Annotated in this window: 14 protein-coding genes; 8 read left to right on the top strand and 6 right to left on the bottom strand. The window is 55.6% G+C overall.

Translation table 11 applies throughout. The annotated features are described in order from the left end of the window. Positions 1 to 61 precede the first annotated feature (61 nt). A complete protein-coding gene (locus GC165_16870; GenBank protein MBI1334543.1) occupies positions 62 to 679 on the top strand; it encodes a hypothetical protein in 618 nt (205 codons plus the stop codon). Between the two features lie 254 nt (positions 680 to 933). After that, positions 934 to 2385, top strand: a complete 1452-nt coding sequence (locus tag GC165_16875; GenBank protein MBI1334544.1) for a hypothetical protein — start codon at positions 934 to 936, stop codon at positions 2383 to 2385. 154 nt (positions 2386 to 2539) lie between these two features. On the opposite strand, the gene GC165_16880 is transcribed toward GC165_16875, so the two are convergent. Next, the gene (locus GC165_16880) at positions 2540 to 3469 is read right to left on the bottom strand and encodes an NAD-dependent epimerase/dehydratase family protein (GenBank protein MBI1334545.1); all 930 of its coding nucleotides are present in this window, start codon (positions 3467 to 3469) and stop codon (positions 2540 to 2542) included. A gap of 45 nt (positions 3470 to 3514) precedes the next feature. Between GC165_16880 and GC165_16885 the strand changes: the two genes are divergently transcribed. The 3 genes from GC165_16885 to GC165_16895 all read left to right on the top strand — a co-directional run bounded on the left by GC165_16885 (position 3515) and on the right by GC165_16895 (position 6545). Further along, entirely contained in the window at positions 3515 to 3967 is a 453-nt protein-coding gene (locus GC165_16885; protein MBI1334546.1) for a dTDP-4-dehydrorhamnose 3,5-epimerase, read from the top strand. A 68-nt stretch (positions 3968 to 4035) separates the two neighbouring features. Next, positions 4036 to 5328 carry a nucleotide sugar dehydrogenase gene (locus tag GC165_16890; GenBank protein MBI1334547.1) on the top strand — a complete coding sequence of 431 codons (1293 nt, stop codon included), beginning with the start codon at positions 4036 to 4038 and terminating at the stop codon, positions 5326 to 5328. Next, a complete protein-coding gene (locus tag GC165_16895) occupies positions 5325 to 6545 on the top strand; it encodes a glycosyltransferase (GenBank protein MBI1334548.1) in 1221 nt (406 codons plus the stop codon). Before GC165_16890 ends, GC165_16895 begins: the two co-directional genes overlap by 4 nt. Here GC165_16895 and gmd read toward each other — a convergent pair. From gmd to GC165_16910, 3 genes are read right to left on the bottom strand one after another with little or no spacing between them, the layout of a single operon-like run. Continuing rightward, positions 6535 to 7569 (bottom strand): GDP-mannose 4,6-dehydratase, encoded by a 1035-nt coding sequence (gene gmd, locus GC165_16900; protein MBI1334549.1) that lies wholly within the window; start codon positions 7567 to 7569, stop codon positions 6535 to 6537. The genes GC165_16895 and gmd overlap by 11 nt on opposite strands. A 17-nt stretch (positions 7570 to 7586) precedes the next feature. Continuing rightward, a complete protein-coding gene (locus GC165_16905; GenBank protein ID MBI1334550.1) occupies positions 7587 to 8723 on the bottom strand; it encodes a glycosyltransferase in 1137 nt (378 codons plus the stop codon). A gap of 14 nt (positions 8724 to 8737) precedes the next feature. Next, positions 8738 to 10054, bottom strand: a complete 1317-nt coding sequence (locus GC165_16910; GenBank protein MBI1334551.1) for a glycosyltransferase — start codon at positions 10052 to 10054, stop codon at positions 8738 to 8740. 255 nt (positions 10055 to 10309) lie between these two features. On the opposite strand from GC165_16910, the gene GC165_16915 reads away from it, so the two are divergent. From GC165_16915 to GC165_16925, 3 genes are read left to right on the top strand one after another with little or no spacing between them, the layout of a single operon-like run. Next, positions 10310 to 11515 carry a glycosyltransferase gene (locus GC165_16915; GenBank protein MBI1334552.1) on the top strand — a complete coding sequence of 402 codons (1206 nt, stop codon included), beginning with the start codon at positions 10310 to 10312 and terminating at the stop codon, positions 11513 to 11515. After that, on the top strand, positions 11512 to 12750 hold the full coding sequence (locus tag GC165_16920) for a glycosyltransferase (protein ID MBI1334553.1): 1239 nt from the start codon (positions 11512 to 11514) through the stop codon (positions 12748 to 12750). The genes GC165_16915 and GC165_16920 overlap by 4 nt, the downstream gene beginning before the upstream one ends. Continuing rightward, positions 12747 to 13856: a glycosyltransferase gene (locus GC165_16925; protein MBI1334554.1), complete on the top strand. Its 1110-nt coding sequence runs from the start codon at positions 12747 to 12749 to the stop codon at positions 13854 to 13856. Before GC165_16920 ends, GC165_16925 begins: the two co-directional genes overlap by 4 nt. On the opposite strand, the gene GC165_16930 is transcribed toward GC165_16925, so the two are convergent. Further along, positions 13849 to 15399, bottom strand: a complete 1551-nt coding sequence (locus tag GC165_16930) for an oligosaccharide flippase family protein (protein ID MBI1334555.1) — start codon at positions 15397 to 15399, stop codon at positions 13849 to 13851. The two genes, GC165_16925 and GC165_16930, sit on opposite strands and share 8 nt — an antisense overlap. Continuing rightward, positions 15392 to 16822: a hypothetical protein gene (locus tag GC165_16935; protein ID MBI1334556.1), complete on the bottom strand. Its 1431-nt coding sequence runs from the start codon at positions 16820 to 16822 to the stop codon at positions 15392 to 15394. Before GC165_16935 ends, GC165_16930 begins: the two co-directional genes overlap by 8 nt. Positions 16823 to 16824: the final 2 nt, after the last annotated feature.

A 16824-nucleotide genomic window follows, 5' to 3' on the forward strand; every position in this document is an offset into this window, starting at 1 on the left:
CTATGTTTCAGAATACTTTTCCTCGTACCGGTAATATCATCTGAACCCAAACGGAAGCGCCATGAAAGTCAAACTTCTTACTCTCAGCATCTTCACAGTGTGCGCATCGTACGCATGTGCGGATGTAATCATCGATACTTATACTGGCCCCAATGGAGGAGTAGGAGATATTGGTTGGATTCAGTTTCCTAATACCCCGCCTGAGTATTTTGATCGCGCTTTCTCAATCACGTCTTCTTTCACGTTGGACGACATTACCATAAACATGTTTGGAACCGAGGGACTTGGTTTCAAAATGCTCTTAAGAGCAGATAATTCAGGTCACCTTGGCGACACAATCTGCTCGTTCAGCGGAACATTGGTAGGGAACCAGCACGACTTTACATTTTCCACGCCTAGTCACCCCCTAATCATCCCCGGAACCTACCATCTATTGGTCGGTGGGGTCCCGTATGATTCGCATAGTCAGTTATCGGCGTGGACTATTGCATCAGATAACCACATGGCGGATTTCTACTTTGCGGATGATACCGACATCACTGGCGGACCATCGAATATATTAGATACAACTCTGCGGATCACTGGTTCTCCTGTTCCCGAGACTTCTGCAGCTTTTGCGATAACATTTGGGTCCTTAGCATTGGCAATCTCAAAACGCAAGAAGCAGTCTAGGGTGTGACAAATTTTCAGAAACTCCAATTCAGCATGCCTGAAAGCAACGTGTACGGACGGTCAATCGTCCTCGCCGACGGCTCCCCATCTCGGGCTCTATCAAAAGCGACGCCTGGACCGAAGGGTAGCGCCAGGGGCACGCGGTCATGCTAGCTACGCAACATTAGGAGCGCGAGACAAAGATGCCACGCTAGGGCTCCGGTGGTGACGCCTTGCCGACATTCAGCTACAGTCTTTCGCACTTTGGATTAGAATACAAACGTGCAAAAGACGAAGAAAGCCCTCGCTGTAACGGCGATATCCGTTGGGGCAATATTCTTTGTCAAAGTCGTTGGTTATAAAGTAACTCCTGGAAATATCTTGGGCCTACGAGTTGGGCAAGTCATGTTGGCAGACCGCAACACGAACAAGGCATACGATGAATTCGGGAAACCCACCTCCGTTCCCTCTCAACTGATTGAACGGAGCCGCGCGATGCAGTGGGGCAGCGGTAACTCCGACCGCTTACTCGTCTTTCGAGCCCCCTTGGCAAAGGACGTTCAGGTTGTGTTCGACGAAGGTCCGCCCATTCAACCACGTCAGGACGCAGGCTACTACTACGTGCCTTTTCCCGAGTCGACGGGGGACCTCACTCAGCATTACAAGATCTTTGAGACCGCAGATAATTGGCAGACGGTCGGCACCTGGGATTCAAAGCACTCTAACCCAAATGTTCAGGTTCAGGTCACTACTAACGAGAATCAGGCCGAGGTACTCATGAAGTCGTTGCCTTATCTCTCAACTGACAGAGTTCTTGAAGAGTACGAAATCGAGTCGTCGCCAAAACGCGAATACCCATCCGAACAAGTCCACATACCCTATCCAAGTAACCCCACCATCCTGGAGTACATTTGGCCACTGAAAGAACCCATTGAGGCGCTCACAACTCTTCACCGAAGCTTACGAGTTGCCAAGGAAGGCTATATCGCCTTTGGTAAGGCTCCAAATATGAATGATCGGCCAAAGGCTGACAACTCGGTTTCGCTCCAAGCACTCTATGAATTCCCGAAACCGAGCACTAGTGAAGTGCAAAAGTGGAGTCCGGCCGGAAAAGCACTGACAGCTTTGCGGAACGAGGTTACACGAGTTGACATAAATGATCAACGTGAAAAGCGAACACTGTTACTTCAGTTTCTAGTTGGGGCCGAGTCTGTATCGTTTAATCTGCCACCTAAAGAGAACTCAATTTTCCATCTGATCATGGGAGAGGGCGGCACCGTGCGTTCAGAGGGGAAGTACTTTCGAACTTTGGCCGTTCTTGTGAATCCCAATATCCATATTGCCGATTTGGACGTCGAATTGGCGGCCGGTCCATTTATTGAAGTCGCCCGAACGACTAAGATTTTCCAAGGAACAACTGGACTGGTGCCAGAGGGTTCGGCTGTAATCGAGGATGGCCTCGCCGTAAAAAACAAGGAAAGACCGTTCAACTGCCTCATAAAAGTATCAGATCGGTATAACGGCTGGGACTATCAGGCAAGTTACATCGACGCGTCGGGAAAAGAGCGTCCATACTTCTCGACAACAAGAAAAATAGGTGGATACGTCGGAATACCTTCAGACAATTTCCGTCTCAAAAAGTCTGAAATCCATGGCCTTGTACTTCGGGCTCGACCATACGTTCAGACTACGATCAAGGGCGTGCACCTGTACCCACAAAGCTCTACTCCGTAGAACGAAATGGAGTGGCATGTTTAGCGACATCTTCCCGCTCCAAACACATCACCAACCAAACTACCTCTTTGGACAGAGAGGTCGGTGAGCGAGGAACGAGCGAACCGGGTGAGTGCGAACCTCACGACACCTGACCGACAACTAAACTTGCCGTCTACACAATCGTCCGAAAATACTCGACCGTCTGCGCCAGACCATCCGCCAGCGACGTCGTCGGCTCCCAACCCAAAAGGTCCCGCGCCCGAGTCGTGTCGGGTCGACGTTGCTTAGGATCGTCCACCGCCGCCTCCAGATGCACGATCGGTGAGAAGGACCCCGTCACCTGCAGAACCGCCTTCGCAAACTCCAGCATCGTCCGCTCCTCCTGAGACCCGATGTTCACCGGCTCGTGCACATCGCTCATCATCAGCCGGTACACGCAGTCAATGGCGTCCGCGTAGAACCCAAATGACCGCGTATTCGACCCGTCGCCATAAACCGTCAGCGGCTCGCCCCGCAACGCCTGCGACACGAAGTTCGGCACCACACGCCCATCGTCCAGCCGCATCCGCGGTCCGTACGTGTTGAAGAATCGAATGATGCGCGTGTCGACGCCCTTAAAACGATGATAGGCCATGGTCGCCGCTTCGCCGTACCGTTTAGCCTCGTCATAAACCGAGCGCGGACCAATTGGGTTGACATTCCCCCAATACGTTTCGGGCTGAGGCGAAAAAGCCGGATCGCCGTAAACTTCGCTCGTCGAAGCGAAAATGAACTTCGCCCCTTTCTCAACACAAAGCTCTAGACAATTCTCCGTCCCCCGCGAACCAACTCGCAACACGTCGAACGGAATCCGCTTAAAGTCGTCGGGCGACGCCGGAGAAGCAAAGTGCGCCACGAAGTCAACCGGACCATCGACCGAAAACGGCTCGATGCAGTCGATCTCCATCACCGACACCTTGGGATTGCCCGCCAAATGCGCTATATTTCGCGGCGATCCGGTGATGTAATTATCGACGATGACGACCTCGTGCCCTTCGGCTAACAAACGATCGGCGAGGTGGGACCCGAGAAATCCGGCACCACCGGTTAAGACAACCCGCATTATTTCTATTGTGGAACAAAAATGCCGCGCGGTAAATTCTAAGGAATGCAATTGGCGGAAGGCGTGGTGATCAAAAGTCTGAAGTCCTTCAAGGACTCTCGGGGCTACCTCACCGAACTGTTCCGATCCGACGAACTGCCCGAGGGGTTCCTCCCCGAGATGGCATACATCAGCGTCACCCATCCGGGAATCTCCCGCGGGCCGCACGAGCACGTCTACCAAACCGATTTATTCGGTTTTGTGGACGGAACTTATGAACTTCGACTCTGGGAAAACCGCGAAGGCTACGAACCCTGGGAACTCAAGATCGAAATCGGAAAGGACAACCCAACCGCCGTCATCGTGCCCCCCGGCGTGGTGCATGGGTACAAAAACATCGGAGACAAAGACGCCTTCGTTCTGAACTTCCCCAACAAGCTCTATGCGGGCAAAAACCGCGCGGAGATTGTTGACGAGATTCGCCACGAGAACACCGACTCCGTGTTTACAATGGATTAAAAGACCCGCCGACTGAGCACGGGCGAACCTCAAACCGTTAATATTAACCTGGGTCTCTCGAAAAATCTATGAAAGTTGCAGTTGTAGGAACGGGCTATGTCGGCCTCGTAACCGGTCTTGTGTTGGCAGACCTGGGGAATGAAGTCATTTGCGTCGATAAGGACCAGAACAAGCTGGCGATGATCCGAAGTGGGATTCCTCCCATCTACGAACCGGGTCTCGAGGAGATGCTCAAGCGCACGCTGAAGAGCGGCCACTTCAAAGCCTCTGACTCCATTAAAGATGCAGTTAAGGTCAGCGAAGTTGTATTTATCGCCGTCGGGACTCCGCCCGGACCCGATGGTACTCCTGACCTCTCCGCCGTCCGCGCCGTGGCTACGGAGATAGGCAAGAGCATCGACAAGCACACGGTCGTGGTCAACAAATCTACGGTTCCCGTCGGCTCCGGCGACATGGTCGAAATGATCATCCGCGAGCAGGGTGTTGTGCCTACTCTCTACGACGTGGTCAGCAACCCCGAATTCCTGCGCGAAGGATCGGCGATCCAGGACACGCTCCGGCCAGACCGCATCGTCATTGGCTCCAAGCGCCGCGAGGCCGCCCTTAAGCTGATGGACCTCTACGCGCCCCTTCAGTCGCAGATCATCGTCACCGATCTCAACTCCGCCGAGCTCATCAAGTACGGCGCGAACAGCTTCCTGGCGATGAAGATCTCCTTCATCAACGCGCTCAGCCGCGTCTGCGAGATGTGCGACGCCAACATTGTGGACGTCGCCCAAGGCATCGGCTCCGACTCGCGCATCGGCAAGCAGTTCCTCAACGCGGGCCTCGGCTGGGGTGGCTCCTGCTTCCCCAAGGACGTTCAAGGTATGGTCAAAACCGCCGAAGGGCTCGGTTACGATTTCGACCTTCTCAACGAGGTCATTAAGATCAACGACGAGCAGACCATCAACTTCCTCAACCGAATCGAGAGCCACCTGGACGGCTTTAAGGGCAAGACGATCGGCCTCCTCGGCCTGGCGTTCAAGCCGAACACCGACGATATCCGCGACGCCAAGTCGCTCATCATCATCGAAGAGATCGCCAAGCGCGGCGGCACCGTTCGCGCCTACGACCCCGTCGCGACCGACAACGTGCGCGAGCTCTACCCGAACGTCGCCTACTGCGAGTCGGCCTACGACGTCAGCGAAGGTGCCGACGCCGTTGTCGTCGTCACCGAGTGGAACGAGTTCAAAAACCTCGATTTCGACCGCCTCGGAAGCCACACCAAGGGCAAAGTCCTCTACGATGGCCGCCGAATCTACAATCGGCGCCAGGTCGAGGGCGCAGGCTGGACCTACCACACAATCGGAAGCCGATGATCCGCAACGTCGTCACCATCTGCGATGGCGCCGGTATGACCGGCGGCACGGAGAAGGTGGCGATAACCTCCGCCATCGAACTCGCCAAGCGCGACATCCGTAGTCTCTACTTCGCCGGAGAAGGCGAACTCTTTTCCGGCCTTTCCGAGCATGGCGTCGAGACCAGCAACCTCGGCCTCAAGGACGCCTACAATACGGAAAGCAAACGCGAACTGCTTTCGCGATTCTTCTGGAACAAGCCAGCGGGCGAAGCCTTTGCCAAGCTGATCCAAACCGCGAAGCTCGACCCCAAAGAGACCGTCATCCATGTCCATGGCTTCCGGCGCGTTCTCTCCGGTTCGGTCGTCGATATCGCCGCCAGGGCGGGATTCAAGCTCGTCTTCACCCTTCACGACTTCGGCATCGCCTGCCCCAACACCAGCTTCTTCAACTACCCGGAAGAGAAAATCTGCACACTCCAGCCACTCTCGGCCAAGTGCTGTGCCACCCAATGCACCCATAGTGGTTGGCCGATGAAAATGATGCAGACCGGCCGTGCCTACAAGCTCAAACAGGCTCACATCGCCGACCGCTTTCACCACTTCATCTACGTCTCCGAGTTCAGCCGTAAGATTCTCGAACCTCTCGTCCCCGCCAAAACGCCCAAAACGGTGCTCTACAACCCCGTGGGCGACGAAAAGGAAGAGGTGGCCGAGCCTGGCCTTTACGATACGTTTTCGACCATCGGCCGACTCTCGCCCGAGAAAGGCGGAGTCTTGTTCGCCAAGGCCGCTCAAAGGGCCGGTGCCAAGTGCCAGTTCATTGGCAAAGGACCCGAGGAAGAAAAGATTCGTGAGGCCAACCCTAATGCGATCTTCACCGGCTGGCTGTCGCCCGAAGGTGTCATCGAAAAGATTCGCGCCAGTCGCGCCATCGTCATGTCCTCGCTATGGTACGAAACCGCCGGTCTCAGTGTGCTGGAAGCCGTCTCGCGCGGCGTTCCCGTCATCGTGGCCGACACCTGCGCTTCCACCGAGTACGTGCGCCACGAGAGGAGCGGACTGACTTTCTCTGGCGGCAGCATCGATGCCCTCGCCAAGGCCCTCACAGCGATGACCGCCGACCGGGCTAAGGAGTACGGCATCAACGCCTATCAAGATTATTGGAAAAGCCCACTCACGACCGAAAGGTACATGAACGGGCTCTTAAACATTTACGAAAGAACGCTTAGTTCTTGACCGGCGAGTCGGTCGCGCGGTCGTTGTCCGCCTTCGCCATGGCGTCAACCAGGCCTTCGAAGCTCATCTGGCGCTTCCATCCCAGCTTGCTCTGCGCCTTCTCCGGGTTGCCGATCAAGAGATCGACTTCCGCCGGGCGATAGAACTGCGGGTTGATCTTCACGACCTGCTTGCCTGTCTTCATGTCGGTTCCGATTTCGTCGACTTCCGAACCGCTCCACTCGATCGACATTCCGAGCGCCGCGCCGGCGAGTTCCACAAACTTTCGAACCGAGTGCGTCTCGTTCGTGCCCAATACATAGTCACCCGGCGTATCCTGCTGAAGCATACGCCACATGCCTTCGACGAAGTCTCCGGCAAAGCCCCAGTCGCGCTTGGCGTCCATATTGCCCAGCTCGATGTGGGATTGGTGGCCGTGCTTCACGTTCGCCAGTCCAGCCGTGATCTTTCGCGTCACGAACTCGAGACCGCGAAGCGGCGACTCATGGTTGAAGAGAATGCCCGACGAGGTGTGCAGTCCGAACGACTCTCGGTAATTAACCGTGATCCAGTGGCCATAAAGCTTGGCCACACCGTACGGCGATCGCGGATAGAACGGCGTCGTCTCAACCTGGGGTACGGCTTGAACCTTTCCGAACATCTCCGAGGTCGAGGCCTGGTAGAAGCGGGTTTCCGGGCTGAACTGCCGAATTGCTTCCAAAATTCGCGTCACTGCGATCGCGTCGGCATCAGCCGTGTACAGCGGCATCTCGAACGAGGCCGCCACAAAGCTCTGTGCCGCTAAGTTGTAGAACTCGTCCGGCTTATGTTCTTGGATCGTCCGACAGATGTTGGTGAACTCCAGGAGTTCCATCGGAATGAGCTTGACCTTGTCACGGATGCCGTGAAAGTCGAGTCTCCAAAGGTTGACGGAAGCACTTCTGCGGGCTGCGCCTAATACGTTGTATCCCTTTTCGAGGAGAAGTTTTGCGAGGTAAGAGCCATCCTGACCGGTGACCCCCGTGATGATTGCCGTTTTCGCCATAGGAAGTGAGACCGGTTCTAATTTACGGCAAAATTAAGGCCAATCTCCAGCTTCTTAACCGATTCATCCCAAGAAAACTGCTTCGCGCGCTCAAGTCCGCCCTCTACTAGGCTCTTAGCCTTAGTGCCGTCTGACAGGATCGCGTGCAGGGCTTCGCAGATCGATTCTGGGCTCGAAGGGTCACAATAGCTGGCATATTCTCCGCACACTTCTGGCAGCGAACTCGTGTTGCTCGTCATGACCGGAGTACCGACCGTCATCGCCTCCAGCGCGGGAATCCCGAACCCTTCCACGTACGAGGGAAATGCAAAAAGCTGTGCCTTCTGCATCAGAGCGTTGAGCTCTAGATCAGATACATAACCCAGAAATTCAATATCCTCTTTGGCCGACGATTCCTCGTAAACCTGGGCAATCGACGAATCCAACCACCCCTTCGCTCCCGCGATCAACAGCCTCAGGTCCCCCAAGTCATACTTCTCTTTCAAGAGCGAGAAACCCCGAATCAAGCCGTCCATATTTTTCCGTGGCTCAATCGTACTGACAGAAAAAACATAGTTACTGGCACCATACTTACTCAAATCAACGCCCTCCATTTCTTCTTCAGAAAGCATTCGGACATTATTTCCTGGACCGTTCGGAGCGACGAAAACCTTATCCTTAGAAATCCCGTACGCCCGACAAAGTTCGTTTCGTGAGTATTCGCTGACCGTAACCACCGCCTTCGATTTCCGGCAGGCGTAGCTCGTCATCTGGTCCAAAATGACCCGTTTTCTCGGTGGATACCAGTCAGGATTCGTCCTTGGAAACGCATCGTGGGCGATCGAAACCATAGGCACACGGCATCCCAGAGGAAGCGGCACAAACAAAGAGAGCAGTACGTCGGCATTGAGCTTCTTGGCCTCAACCCCAACACGAAAATGCTCCCACCAAATCCTCTGGCGCGAATTCTTAACCGGAATGCGATGCCAAGTGATCCAAGGGCAAGCGAGCCACTCCGGCGGCATGTCCACATCATCTTTCAGGAAGACGTCGTAGTGGTGCCCCAGATCGGTGATCGTAAGCTGATTCAGGGTCGACAACATATGTCGTCCAACCCCAGCGAGCTTCATCCCAGGGGTCGTCGTAACCAAGAACGCCGAAACGCAAACTCGCATCGTCGGCTAATAGTTTACTGAAGGGTGGCTTTCTTCGCTTCGACGGCTTCCGGGGTCAGCTCAATTCCGGCCATGCTGGATAGCTTGGCCTCTACCTCGTCGATCACCCGGTCCTGCGTAAATTTCTCGCGAATTCGGTTCATGCCCTCGACCTGCATCGTGCGTCGAAGCTCGGGATTCGCCAGCACCAACTGCATGTGGTGCGCCAACTCGTCGGCGTTATCGCGCTCGTAAATCAAGCCCGACTTGCCGTGCTCGACAATCTCCTCGATGGCCCCCGACCGGCTCGCGATAAGCGGCGTGCCGCTCGCCAGAGCCTCGATATTGGTGTTCCCGAACGGTTCGTCGAACACGCTCGGGCTGATAACCGCTGTTGCTCTCTGCATGTGGGCAAATGTCGATTCGCGCGAATGCTTGCCGATGAACTGAACGCGATGCTCAACGCCAAGCTCCGTCACCATGTTGCGGAAAAACTCCATGGTCCCCGCATCACCATGACCGGCGATCCACAGTTGCCAAGGCGTCTTGGAATCCTTCTTATCCAGAATGCTGGCCGCCTTGATCGCAAAATGAATGCCCTTATAGAGGGTTAAGCGAGACGCAACCAAAAACACCGGAGGATCGAACCGCTCTCGGTCAAAATCCTCACGAAGGGGAAACTCGACCCCGCGATAAATGACACCCAGTTGCTCTTCCCGAAAACCGGCATCCATAAACCGCCGCTTCATGAAGTTGGAAACCAAATACACGTTGCGCAGGTCGATCTGCCGCTCGCGATAGTAAGTGATCGGGCTGGCAAGATTCAACATCAGCCGCTTCAGCTTGCCTGGATATAGGTAGAACGCCAGCCACTCATCGCCGTGGTGGTACAGGACCGGAATATTCTTCTTCACCAAACTTCGAATCACCGAAGTGCCGATCATATGCAAGCCAAACACATAGGCTGCGTCGTAGTCGTTCTCGGCCAGAAAGCGATCCATCGCCCCTTCGTTCTTCGGTGCGACGTCCAACATGCCAGTCAGCACCCGCATGTTCGCAAGCCGCAAACCAATCTGCTTGGCAATGTTGCCAATCTTGAATCGTAAGTCGGAGGTACCGCCGAGGAACATTTCGGCCGTGGACCAGCCGTCTTTTGCCTCGCTCACCTTGAAAATTCGGTGAACCCAATCGGGGTCGACCCGGTCACCCTGATAGGAGGGCCGATACTCGCTCGTCACGATATCGACCTCATGGCCCCTCGCCCGTAGGCTCGTTGCATTCCGTAGCGCACTGAGCTCAAACCCACCGTCGTAATCCGGTGGGCACAGGTTGGTGATTACAAGAATTCTCATCGTTTCAAGCCATACACCCCACACGGGGCGAAAAACAATTCATCGGCGATCTCCCAAATTGGAGACCGACTCTCATAACTTACTCGAACTTTTGCAAATCCGTATGGCCAGGATTTTGGCATATCTGTCAGGTTTGGGCGTCGCGCCGACCAATCCCAGTACAATCACTATGAACCCCAGAGGTTAAGAACGCCACCTTTTAGGCTGGAAGTCCCGACTCAAACCGCCAAAAATGTCTATCAATAGGTCTGCTGAATGAATATCGTGATGGTTTGTGAATCAGCGACCGTATCGGGCGGGGCCGAAAAAGTCGCGATCCAAGAAGCCGTTGAGTTGCGAAGACGGGGACACCGGGTTGGCTACATTGCCGCTAACGATCAGGCAGCCCAGGAACTTATCCAAGCCCAAGTCGAAACCCTTCTCCTCGACACCAAGAGCTTTTTCGAGGAGACTAGGCGACGAGAAAAGCTCCAAAAGATGTTTGGCAACCAAGAGATTAGCGACCGTATTCGACAGTTTCTCTCCGGCTTTCCGAAAGAGGAAACCGTCGTCCACCTGCACACCTTCCGGCTTAAGCTCTCTGGCATTGTGCCCCACATCGCTCAAGAGATGGGCTTTGCCACCGTAGTCCATGGCCACGACTACTCGCCGGTCTGCCCGACGTCCCTCTTGTATGACCACCGAGCCCAAGCAAACTGCGAGCGCAAGCCGATGTCCCTTTCTTGCATCGCATGTGAGTGCCAAAACCAGCCCTGGAGGTACAAGCTTCCTAAGCTCACCAGCTTCTACATGAACCAGTCGGTTTGGCGAATCAATCGTCGCTCGAATGGCATCCTCCACATCTCGGACCTTGAACTGGCCACGATGGAGTCAAGAATGCAGGGACTCGTGAAAGCTCTTCGCGTCACTCCGATCTCCGATTCTATGCCAGCCCAACGGGTTCCTGCCGAAACCAACCAAAACTACCTCTTCATTGGTCGAGTCACCGCCGAAAAGGGGGTCCGACAGTTCTTGGAGAGCGCAACAAGGGCCGGCGTTTCGGCCGTAGTGGCAGGCGATGGCCCGCTCGCATCCGAGCTAAAGGCCAAATTTCCCAATGCTCGCTTCACTGGCTGGATCGACAAGGATCAGATCGCCCAAGAACTCGTCCAGGCTCGCGCTGTCGTCGTTCCCTCAGTATGGCGAGAGACCCTTTGCCTCAGCGTCATCGACGCCATGCAAGTCGGCGTCCCATGTATCGTCAGCCCCACGGTCGGAGCTAAGGAATATATCGTCCACGGCGAAAACGGACTCGTTTCCGATGACCTTGGTGAGGCATTCGATCAAATGAAGAACGATTTCTTCGTTCAAAAGCTGAGCGAAAGTGCCTTTGCAAAATTCCAAGCCAATCCTTTGAGCATCGAACGCCACGTCGATGGTCTGCTAGAAATCTACGCTGCGTGCCTCAAGGAGGGCCGATGAGGCCCGACAGAGTGCTCGTAGCCGTCGAGAGCGGCGGGCCAACCGGCGGTGCCGAACGGGTCGCTTTTGATACGGTTCGCGTCCTTTCCGAAGCCGGAATCCCCGTCGTCATCATTTCATCGGCATCGAAGGTTGATGAGGCGTTCGCTTCGCTGCCAAATGTCACCACCGAAGCCCTCAACCTAGAAATCCAGCACAACCGCTTTTTCCACGGCGGCAAGAAGCATATGCTCCTCAACCTCATGGAGGACCGAGCGATGAAGGAGCGATTCGAGCAGGTATTGGGCAAGTACGACTCGCCCAACACGATCTATCACGCTCACGGCTTCCACAACTTCCTCACCCAGGCTTCGCTCCATGTGGCGACGAGCCTCGCCATGAAGACCCTCGCAACCGCTCACGATTTCGGCATCGCGTGTCCGAACGCCATGCAGTTCAACTACGAAACGTCCGAAATCTGTCCGATTCAGCCGCTTTCGATCGCCTGCGCCCGAACCGCCTGCATGGGCGGCCCTGCCAATCGCCTCAAGCAACTCCGCTTCGCCCGAAACTGGGCCAGTCACAAGCTTCACCACGTACCCCAGAAGCTCGACCGCCTGCTCGCCGTCTCCGAATACGAAAAGTCGATTCTGGCCAAGCAACTCGGCCCAAAAGTTCGGCTCGGTCTTCTCAACAACCCGGTCGATCCCGCCTCCGATTCCCGTCAGAATCCGGCCGCCTCCAAAAACCATATCTGGATCGGACGCATGACCGACGAGAAGGACGGCCTCACCCCCGCTCAAGCCTGCGCCGATCTCGACCTTCCGATCACTTTCGTGGGTGACGGTCCGAATCGCCATGAGATCGAATCAGCACATCCCAAAGCCGTTATCGCCGGTTGGCAAGAGCCGGAGGAAGTCAAAGAATTCCAGCGCAAAGCCCGGGTCATGATCCTCGCGTCTCGTTGCTACGAAACCGCCTCGCTGGTCGTCCTCGAATGCCTCGCCGCTGGCATCCCCTGCATCGTGCCGGAAGTCTCGGCCGCTACCAGTTGGGTCGAAAACGGATTCAATGGTCTTTACTTCAAAGCGGGTGACAAAGAATCTCTCAAAGCAGCCCTGACCAAGCTCCAAGACGACGACCTGGTGGAAACCATGAGCCAGCACGCCTTCGACCGCTATTGGTCCGCCCCTTTCACAATTGGCCGCTATCGCAACGAGCTTCTCCAGATCTACAGCGAGGTCCTTTCTCAATGAAGTTGGGCCTCCAGGCGACAAATATCTTCTTTGAAGGCCCCAAGCATGCCGGCGTTTCGCGCACGTCTCTTCGCCTGCTGGAAGCCATCCTAGAGGTCAAGGATCACCAATACGTGATCTTCGTCCGCCACGATTCCCCGATCCCCGGCCACTGGCTCGATCTCGATCACGTCGAGGTTGTTCGAGCCTGGGCCAAGACGCGCTCCTGGCACTATCTTGGTCGGGATCTCGAACCGATCAAGCATCGCCTCAAAGCGTGGTTTTCGGTCAGCGGCTACGTCCCCCGCACCCCGGGCGTGACCAAAGGGAGCCTCGTACACGACACCTTCTGGCGCAAGTACCCCGAGACCTACACCGCCGCCGACATCGAGATTCACGAAAAGATGGCGCAGAACATCGCTCGCCACTCAAACTTCATCGCCGCCAACAGCGACACGACCGCCAACGACTTTGCCCAAACCTTCGGAGTCCCCATCGAGCGGTTCGTCACCCTGCCGTTCGGCGTTGGACAGGCGACCGCACCGCCAAACGGGCCACTTCCCCGTCCGGCCTGCTTGCCCGACGACCGCGACTATCTCTTCACCATCAGCACCCTTGAGCCTCGCAAAAACCTGCCTCGGCTTTTCGAGGCGTTCGCAAAACTGATCCAAGACCCGGAATTCGCGCACCTCAACCTGATCATCGCCGGCGCGAAGGGTTGGAAGACGGAAGGGATCGCCGAACGGGTCGCCGCGCTCGGTATCACCGACCACGTGCACTTCCTTGGCTTCGTCCCCGACGAAGAGGTCCCCGCCCTCTTCCAGCACGCCGTCCTTGCCATCACGCCTAGCCTCGACGAGGGCTTCGGTGTTCCGGTCCTCGAAGCCATGACTTACGGAGCCGTGATTGCCTCTAGCGACACGCCCGCTCTCCGCGAAATTGGCGGGCCTGTGCCCTACTACTTCGATCCCAAAGACGAAGATTCCATGACGCAAACCCTCAAGCAGGCTCTCCAGGCGGACGACCGCTCTAAGCGAATCGAGATGGCAAAAGATCGAGCATCCGGCTTTTCATGGAGCCGTTCCGCCGACATCCTTCTGAAGAAGATTCAGTCCCAGCTCAAATAGGCGCGGCCGCTTCTTCTTCGCGCCGCGGAATCCCAAACAACTGAGGCATGAACGGCAGTCTACGGAGCATCTTGCGGACTCCGATGGGGAACTCAACCAAGCCAACACGCTTGTAAAGAGCCGCCAAAACCATGCACATCAGCGGCAGGCAGACTACGACCGCAAAGCACCATCTCCCAGGCTGGAATTGCGAGGTCACCAATAGTGCGACCAGAGCAAAGAACAATCCTGGCATCAGGACCATAAACGTGGTCCGCAACATCTCGCCGAACGAAACCTCACGCACACCGTATCGAGAGCAATAGTAGTGGATCGGCAAGATCTGAGCGACGTCGATGAAGCAATTCATCCCGGCCACCCCGACCAACCCGAACTTCTTTGCCAAAATCCACGTGCAGGAGAGCGTGATGAACGAATTCCACAGCGTGAACGGGAGCATCAGGTGCGGCTTCCCTTGGGCAAAGAACACGCGCGTAATCGTCGAATGGTGCAGTTCTAGGCCGTAGTAAACACCCATCAGGAGGACCAGGATTCCGAACCCTGGTTCAATACGACCCATCCAAGCCCGAAGAATGACGTTCCCGAAACCAGAAATGAAGATGATTCCAATCGCGGCCACAAACCCGAGAAACTTGAAGTTCCGGCGGAAGATCCCGGCTAAACGGTGCGGCTCGTTGGACGCGACGTGCGTCATCTCTGGCGTCACCGATTCGGTGATCTTTCCGAACGCCTCCAGCAGAATCTGCGGAATGCGACAAGCGATGTTATAGACGCCCAGAACATCGGAACCCAGAGCGTAGCCAACGATGATCTTGTCTACGATCCCAGCAATACGCGTCGAGAGGCCCGCCACGTAGCTCTTGAGGCCCATGTGGATGATGTCGCGGCAACACTCCCGATCGTACTTTGGCAGAATTGGGAAGTCCTTCTCCTTCCGCACAATGTACGTCACCTTGATCACGAACTGAAGGATTGAATCGGTCAGAGTGCCGATCAAAACTCCGACCGGCGACCGGAAGATCATCACGAGCACCGTCTGAAGCAAAATGGTAAAGACCGGGACGCCAGCCGTCAGCGCGGCAACCTTTGAAAACTGTTCACGCGCATTGAAAGGTGAGTTGTAGGTCGAACCATAGGCGTCAAAGAAGAACTGAGCCCCAGCCAAGGCACACAAAGCAACCAATTCTGAATGACTGCGAAAGTCCTTATTACTCCCCAAATACAGTGGACCAAGCAGCATGCCCGCCATGCCGACCAGACCGACGATCGCCTGCAAAAACAAGCCCGCTTGGAAGGTTCGCCAGGCCTTCGCTTCATCGACCCGGAACGTTCGCGAGAGAATCTGAATCAGGCCCTGCGGAATATCGAGGTCAACAAACTGCCAAAGGGCGCGCACACTCGCGATGAGGACTGCGATGCCGTAAACCTCGAAACCAAGGTAGTGGACGACGACTTTGAGGTTGATGATCTGGAGCCCGATGATGATGAACCGAAGTCCAACGAGCCACATCACGCCTTTCGAGCGACTTTTTTCTTCAGGCATTGACGCCCAGCATCCTCAACGGTCGGCGCAAGACTTTTCGGATGGCAACCACTAGTCCCGTCACTCGGTTCGACTCAAGTTCTTCCAGCCAAGTCGGGGCGCCAAGCCCCAAGACGAGCGCGAAGAAGAAGCCCACCGGCGGGTACACCAGGCTGTTCCCCGTCAGGCTCAAGACCAAGATGGAGAACGTCGTGACAATGCCGATAAAGGCAAACTCCTTGACGTACGGCGAGTCTCCCGCCGCACGAAGCACACACCCCCCGAGGATCGATAGGAACAGAATTCCAATCAGGACAAGGCCAAAATAGCCGAAACACGCGAAAGTCGTAATGTAGTAGTTATCCAGTGACGTAGACGACCATTTGTCGACTTTCATCAACTGCGAACTCAGCATCAGGTTAGGGTCAGGACCGATACCCGTCAGTGGACGAGCTTTGATGATCGGCTGTAGCTGTTTCCAGGACTCCTGGCGTGCCTGAAGCGCTGGGTCGTTGGTCGCCGGACGAAGCCCGTATTCGAACTTCTTTGGAAAAAGGATCAGTGGGATCGAAACGCAAGCCAGAATGACGGTCGTAAAGACCATGCCGAGGTTCTTGCTATGGCGGAACTGGAAGTACAGAATCGCTCCCAAGCCAACCACTAGGCCTGCGTAGTACATCGAGCGGTATTGAGCGGCCAAGATGACGAGCGCGAAGAACATGACGCCTCCCCACTCGAACCACCGAAGGTTTCGACGGATGATCGGCGCACCGCAGAGGATCATTCCCGCAAAGCCTTCGAATCCAAGCTGAGACGGGTAGTCCGTGGTGCCCGTGGGACGAAAGATGGACATCTCCAAATTCGTGGCAAACGTGTTGAGCGCCCAGCCGACGTTCGCGAGCTGCATCAATCCAATTAAGCCCGAAAAGCCGTAGAAAATGAGGATCGTCACCTTGACCCACTTCCGAATCTCGGGTCCACAGTAGACAGCCTGGATGATCGACAGTCCGAGCATCAGGTAGTCCACCAAGTGAGACGTCTGCCATCCCAGGGTCAAAATGAGGGTTCGACCGATGTCCTTATTGATCAGGATTCCATCGAAGATCGCGTAGGCATAGAACACCAGCACGCCGACCGCAACGAACGGCACCCGAACCGGAATCTTAAACAGCGCGAGGCCAGAGATCAGTTGCAGGAAGCATGACAGCGGAACGATGTAGTCCAGTAACCAGCCAAATCCGGCGAGTGCGTCGCGGAACTTCAACACCGTCATCATCATGCAGATGAGCGCGTTAACGTAGGCCCAGATCATGAATGATCGGCGATAGCCGAACATTTTCCTCTCGGGGTCTTTGGCGTTGCGGATAGCTTCGAAGACAGTGCGTTGATCCGCCGTCCCAGGCAGTTTTGCGGGTGCGAAAGACGTCCCTGTATTCGACTGCATAT

This window comes from Armatimonadota bacterium (assembly GCA_016125185.1).
GTDB lineage: Bacteria > Armatimonadota > Fimbriimonadia > Fimbriimonadales > Fimbriimonadaceae > Fimbriimonas.

Excerpts from the sequence above, each read along its gene's own strand:
- GC165_16930 (MBI1334555.1), bottom strand. The coding sequence starts at position 15,399 with ATGCCTGAAGAAAAAAGTCGCTCGAAAGGCGTGATGTGGCTCGTTGGA.
- GC165_16870 (MBI1334543.1), top strand. The coding sequence starts at position 62 with ATGAAAGTCAAACTTCTTACTCTCAGCATCTTCACAGTGTGCGCATCG.
- gmd (MBI1334549.1), bottom strand. The coding sequence starts at position 7,569 with ATGGCGAAAACGGCAATCATCACGGGGGTCACCGGTCAGGATGGCTCT.
- GC165_16885 (MBI1334546.1), top strand. The coding sequence starts at position 3,515 with ATGCAATTGGCGGAAGGCGTGGTGATCAAAAGTCTGAAGTCCTTCAAG.
- GC165_16915 (MBI1334552.1), top strand. The coding sequence starts at position 10,310 with ATGAATATCGTGATGGTTTGTGAATCAGCGACCGTATCGGGCGGGGCC.
- GC165_16880 (MBI1334545.1), bottom strand. The coding sequence starts at position 3,469 with ATGCGGGTTGTCTTAACCGGTGGTGCCGGATTTCTCGGGTCCCACCTC.
- GC165_16895 (MBI1334548.1), top strand. The coding sequence starts at position 5,325 with ATGATCCGCAACGTCGTCACCATCTGCGATGGCGCCGGTATGACCGGC.
- GC165_16925 (MBI1334554.1), top strand. The coding sequence starts at position 12,747 with ATGAAGTTGGGCCTCCAGGCGACAAATATCTTCTTTGAAGGCCCCAAG.
- GC165_16890 (MBI1334547.1), top strand. The coding sequence starts at position 4,036 with ATGAAAGTTGCAGTTGTAGGAACGGGCTATGTCGGCCTCGTAACCGGT.
- GC165_16920 (MBI1334553.1), top strand. The coding sequence starts at position 11,512 with ATGAGGCCCGACAGAGTGCTCGTAGCCGTCGAGAGCGGCGGGCCAACC.
- GC165_16935 (MBI1334556.1), bottom strand. The coding sequence starts at position 16,822 with ATGCAGTCGAATACAGGGACGTCTTTCGCACCCGCAAAACTGCCTGGG.
- GC165_16905 (MBI1334550.1), bottom strand. The coding sequence starts at position 8,723 with ATGCGAGTTTGCGTTTCGGCGTTCTTGGTTACGACGACCCCTGGGATG.
- GC165_16910 (MBI1334551.1), bottom strand. The coding sequence starts at position 10,054 with ATGAGAATTCTTGTAATCACCAACCTGTGCCCACCGGATTACGACGGT.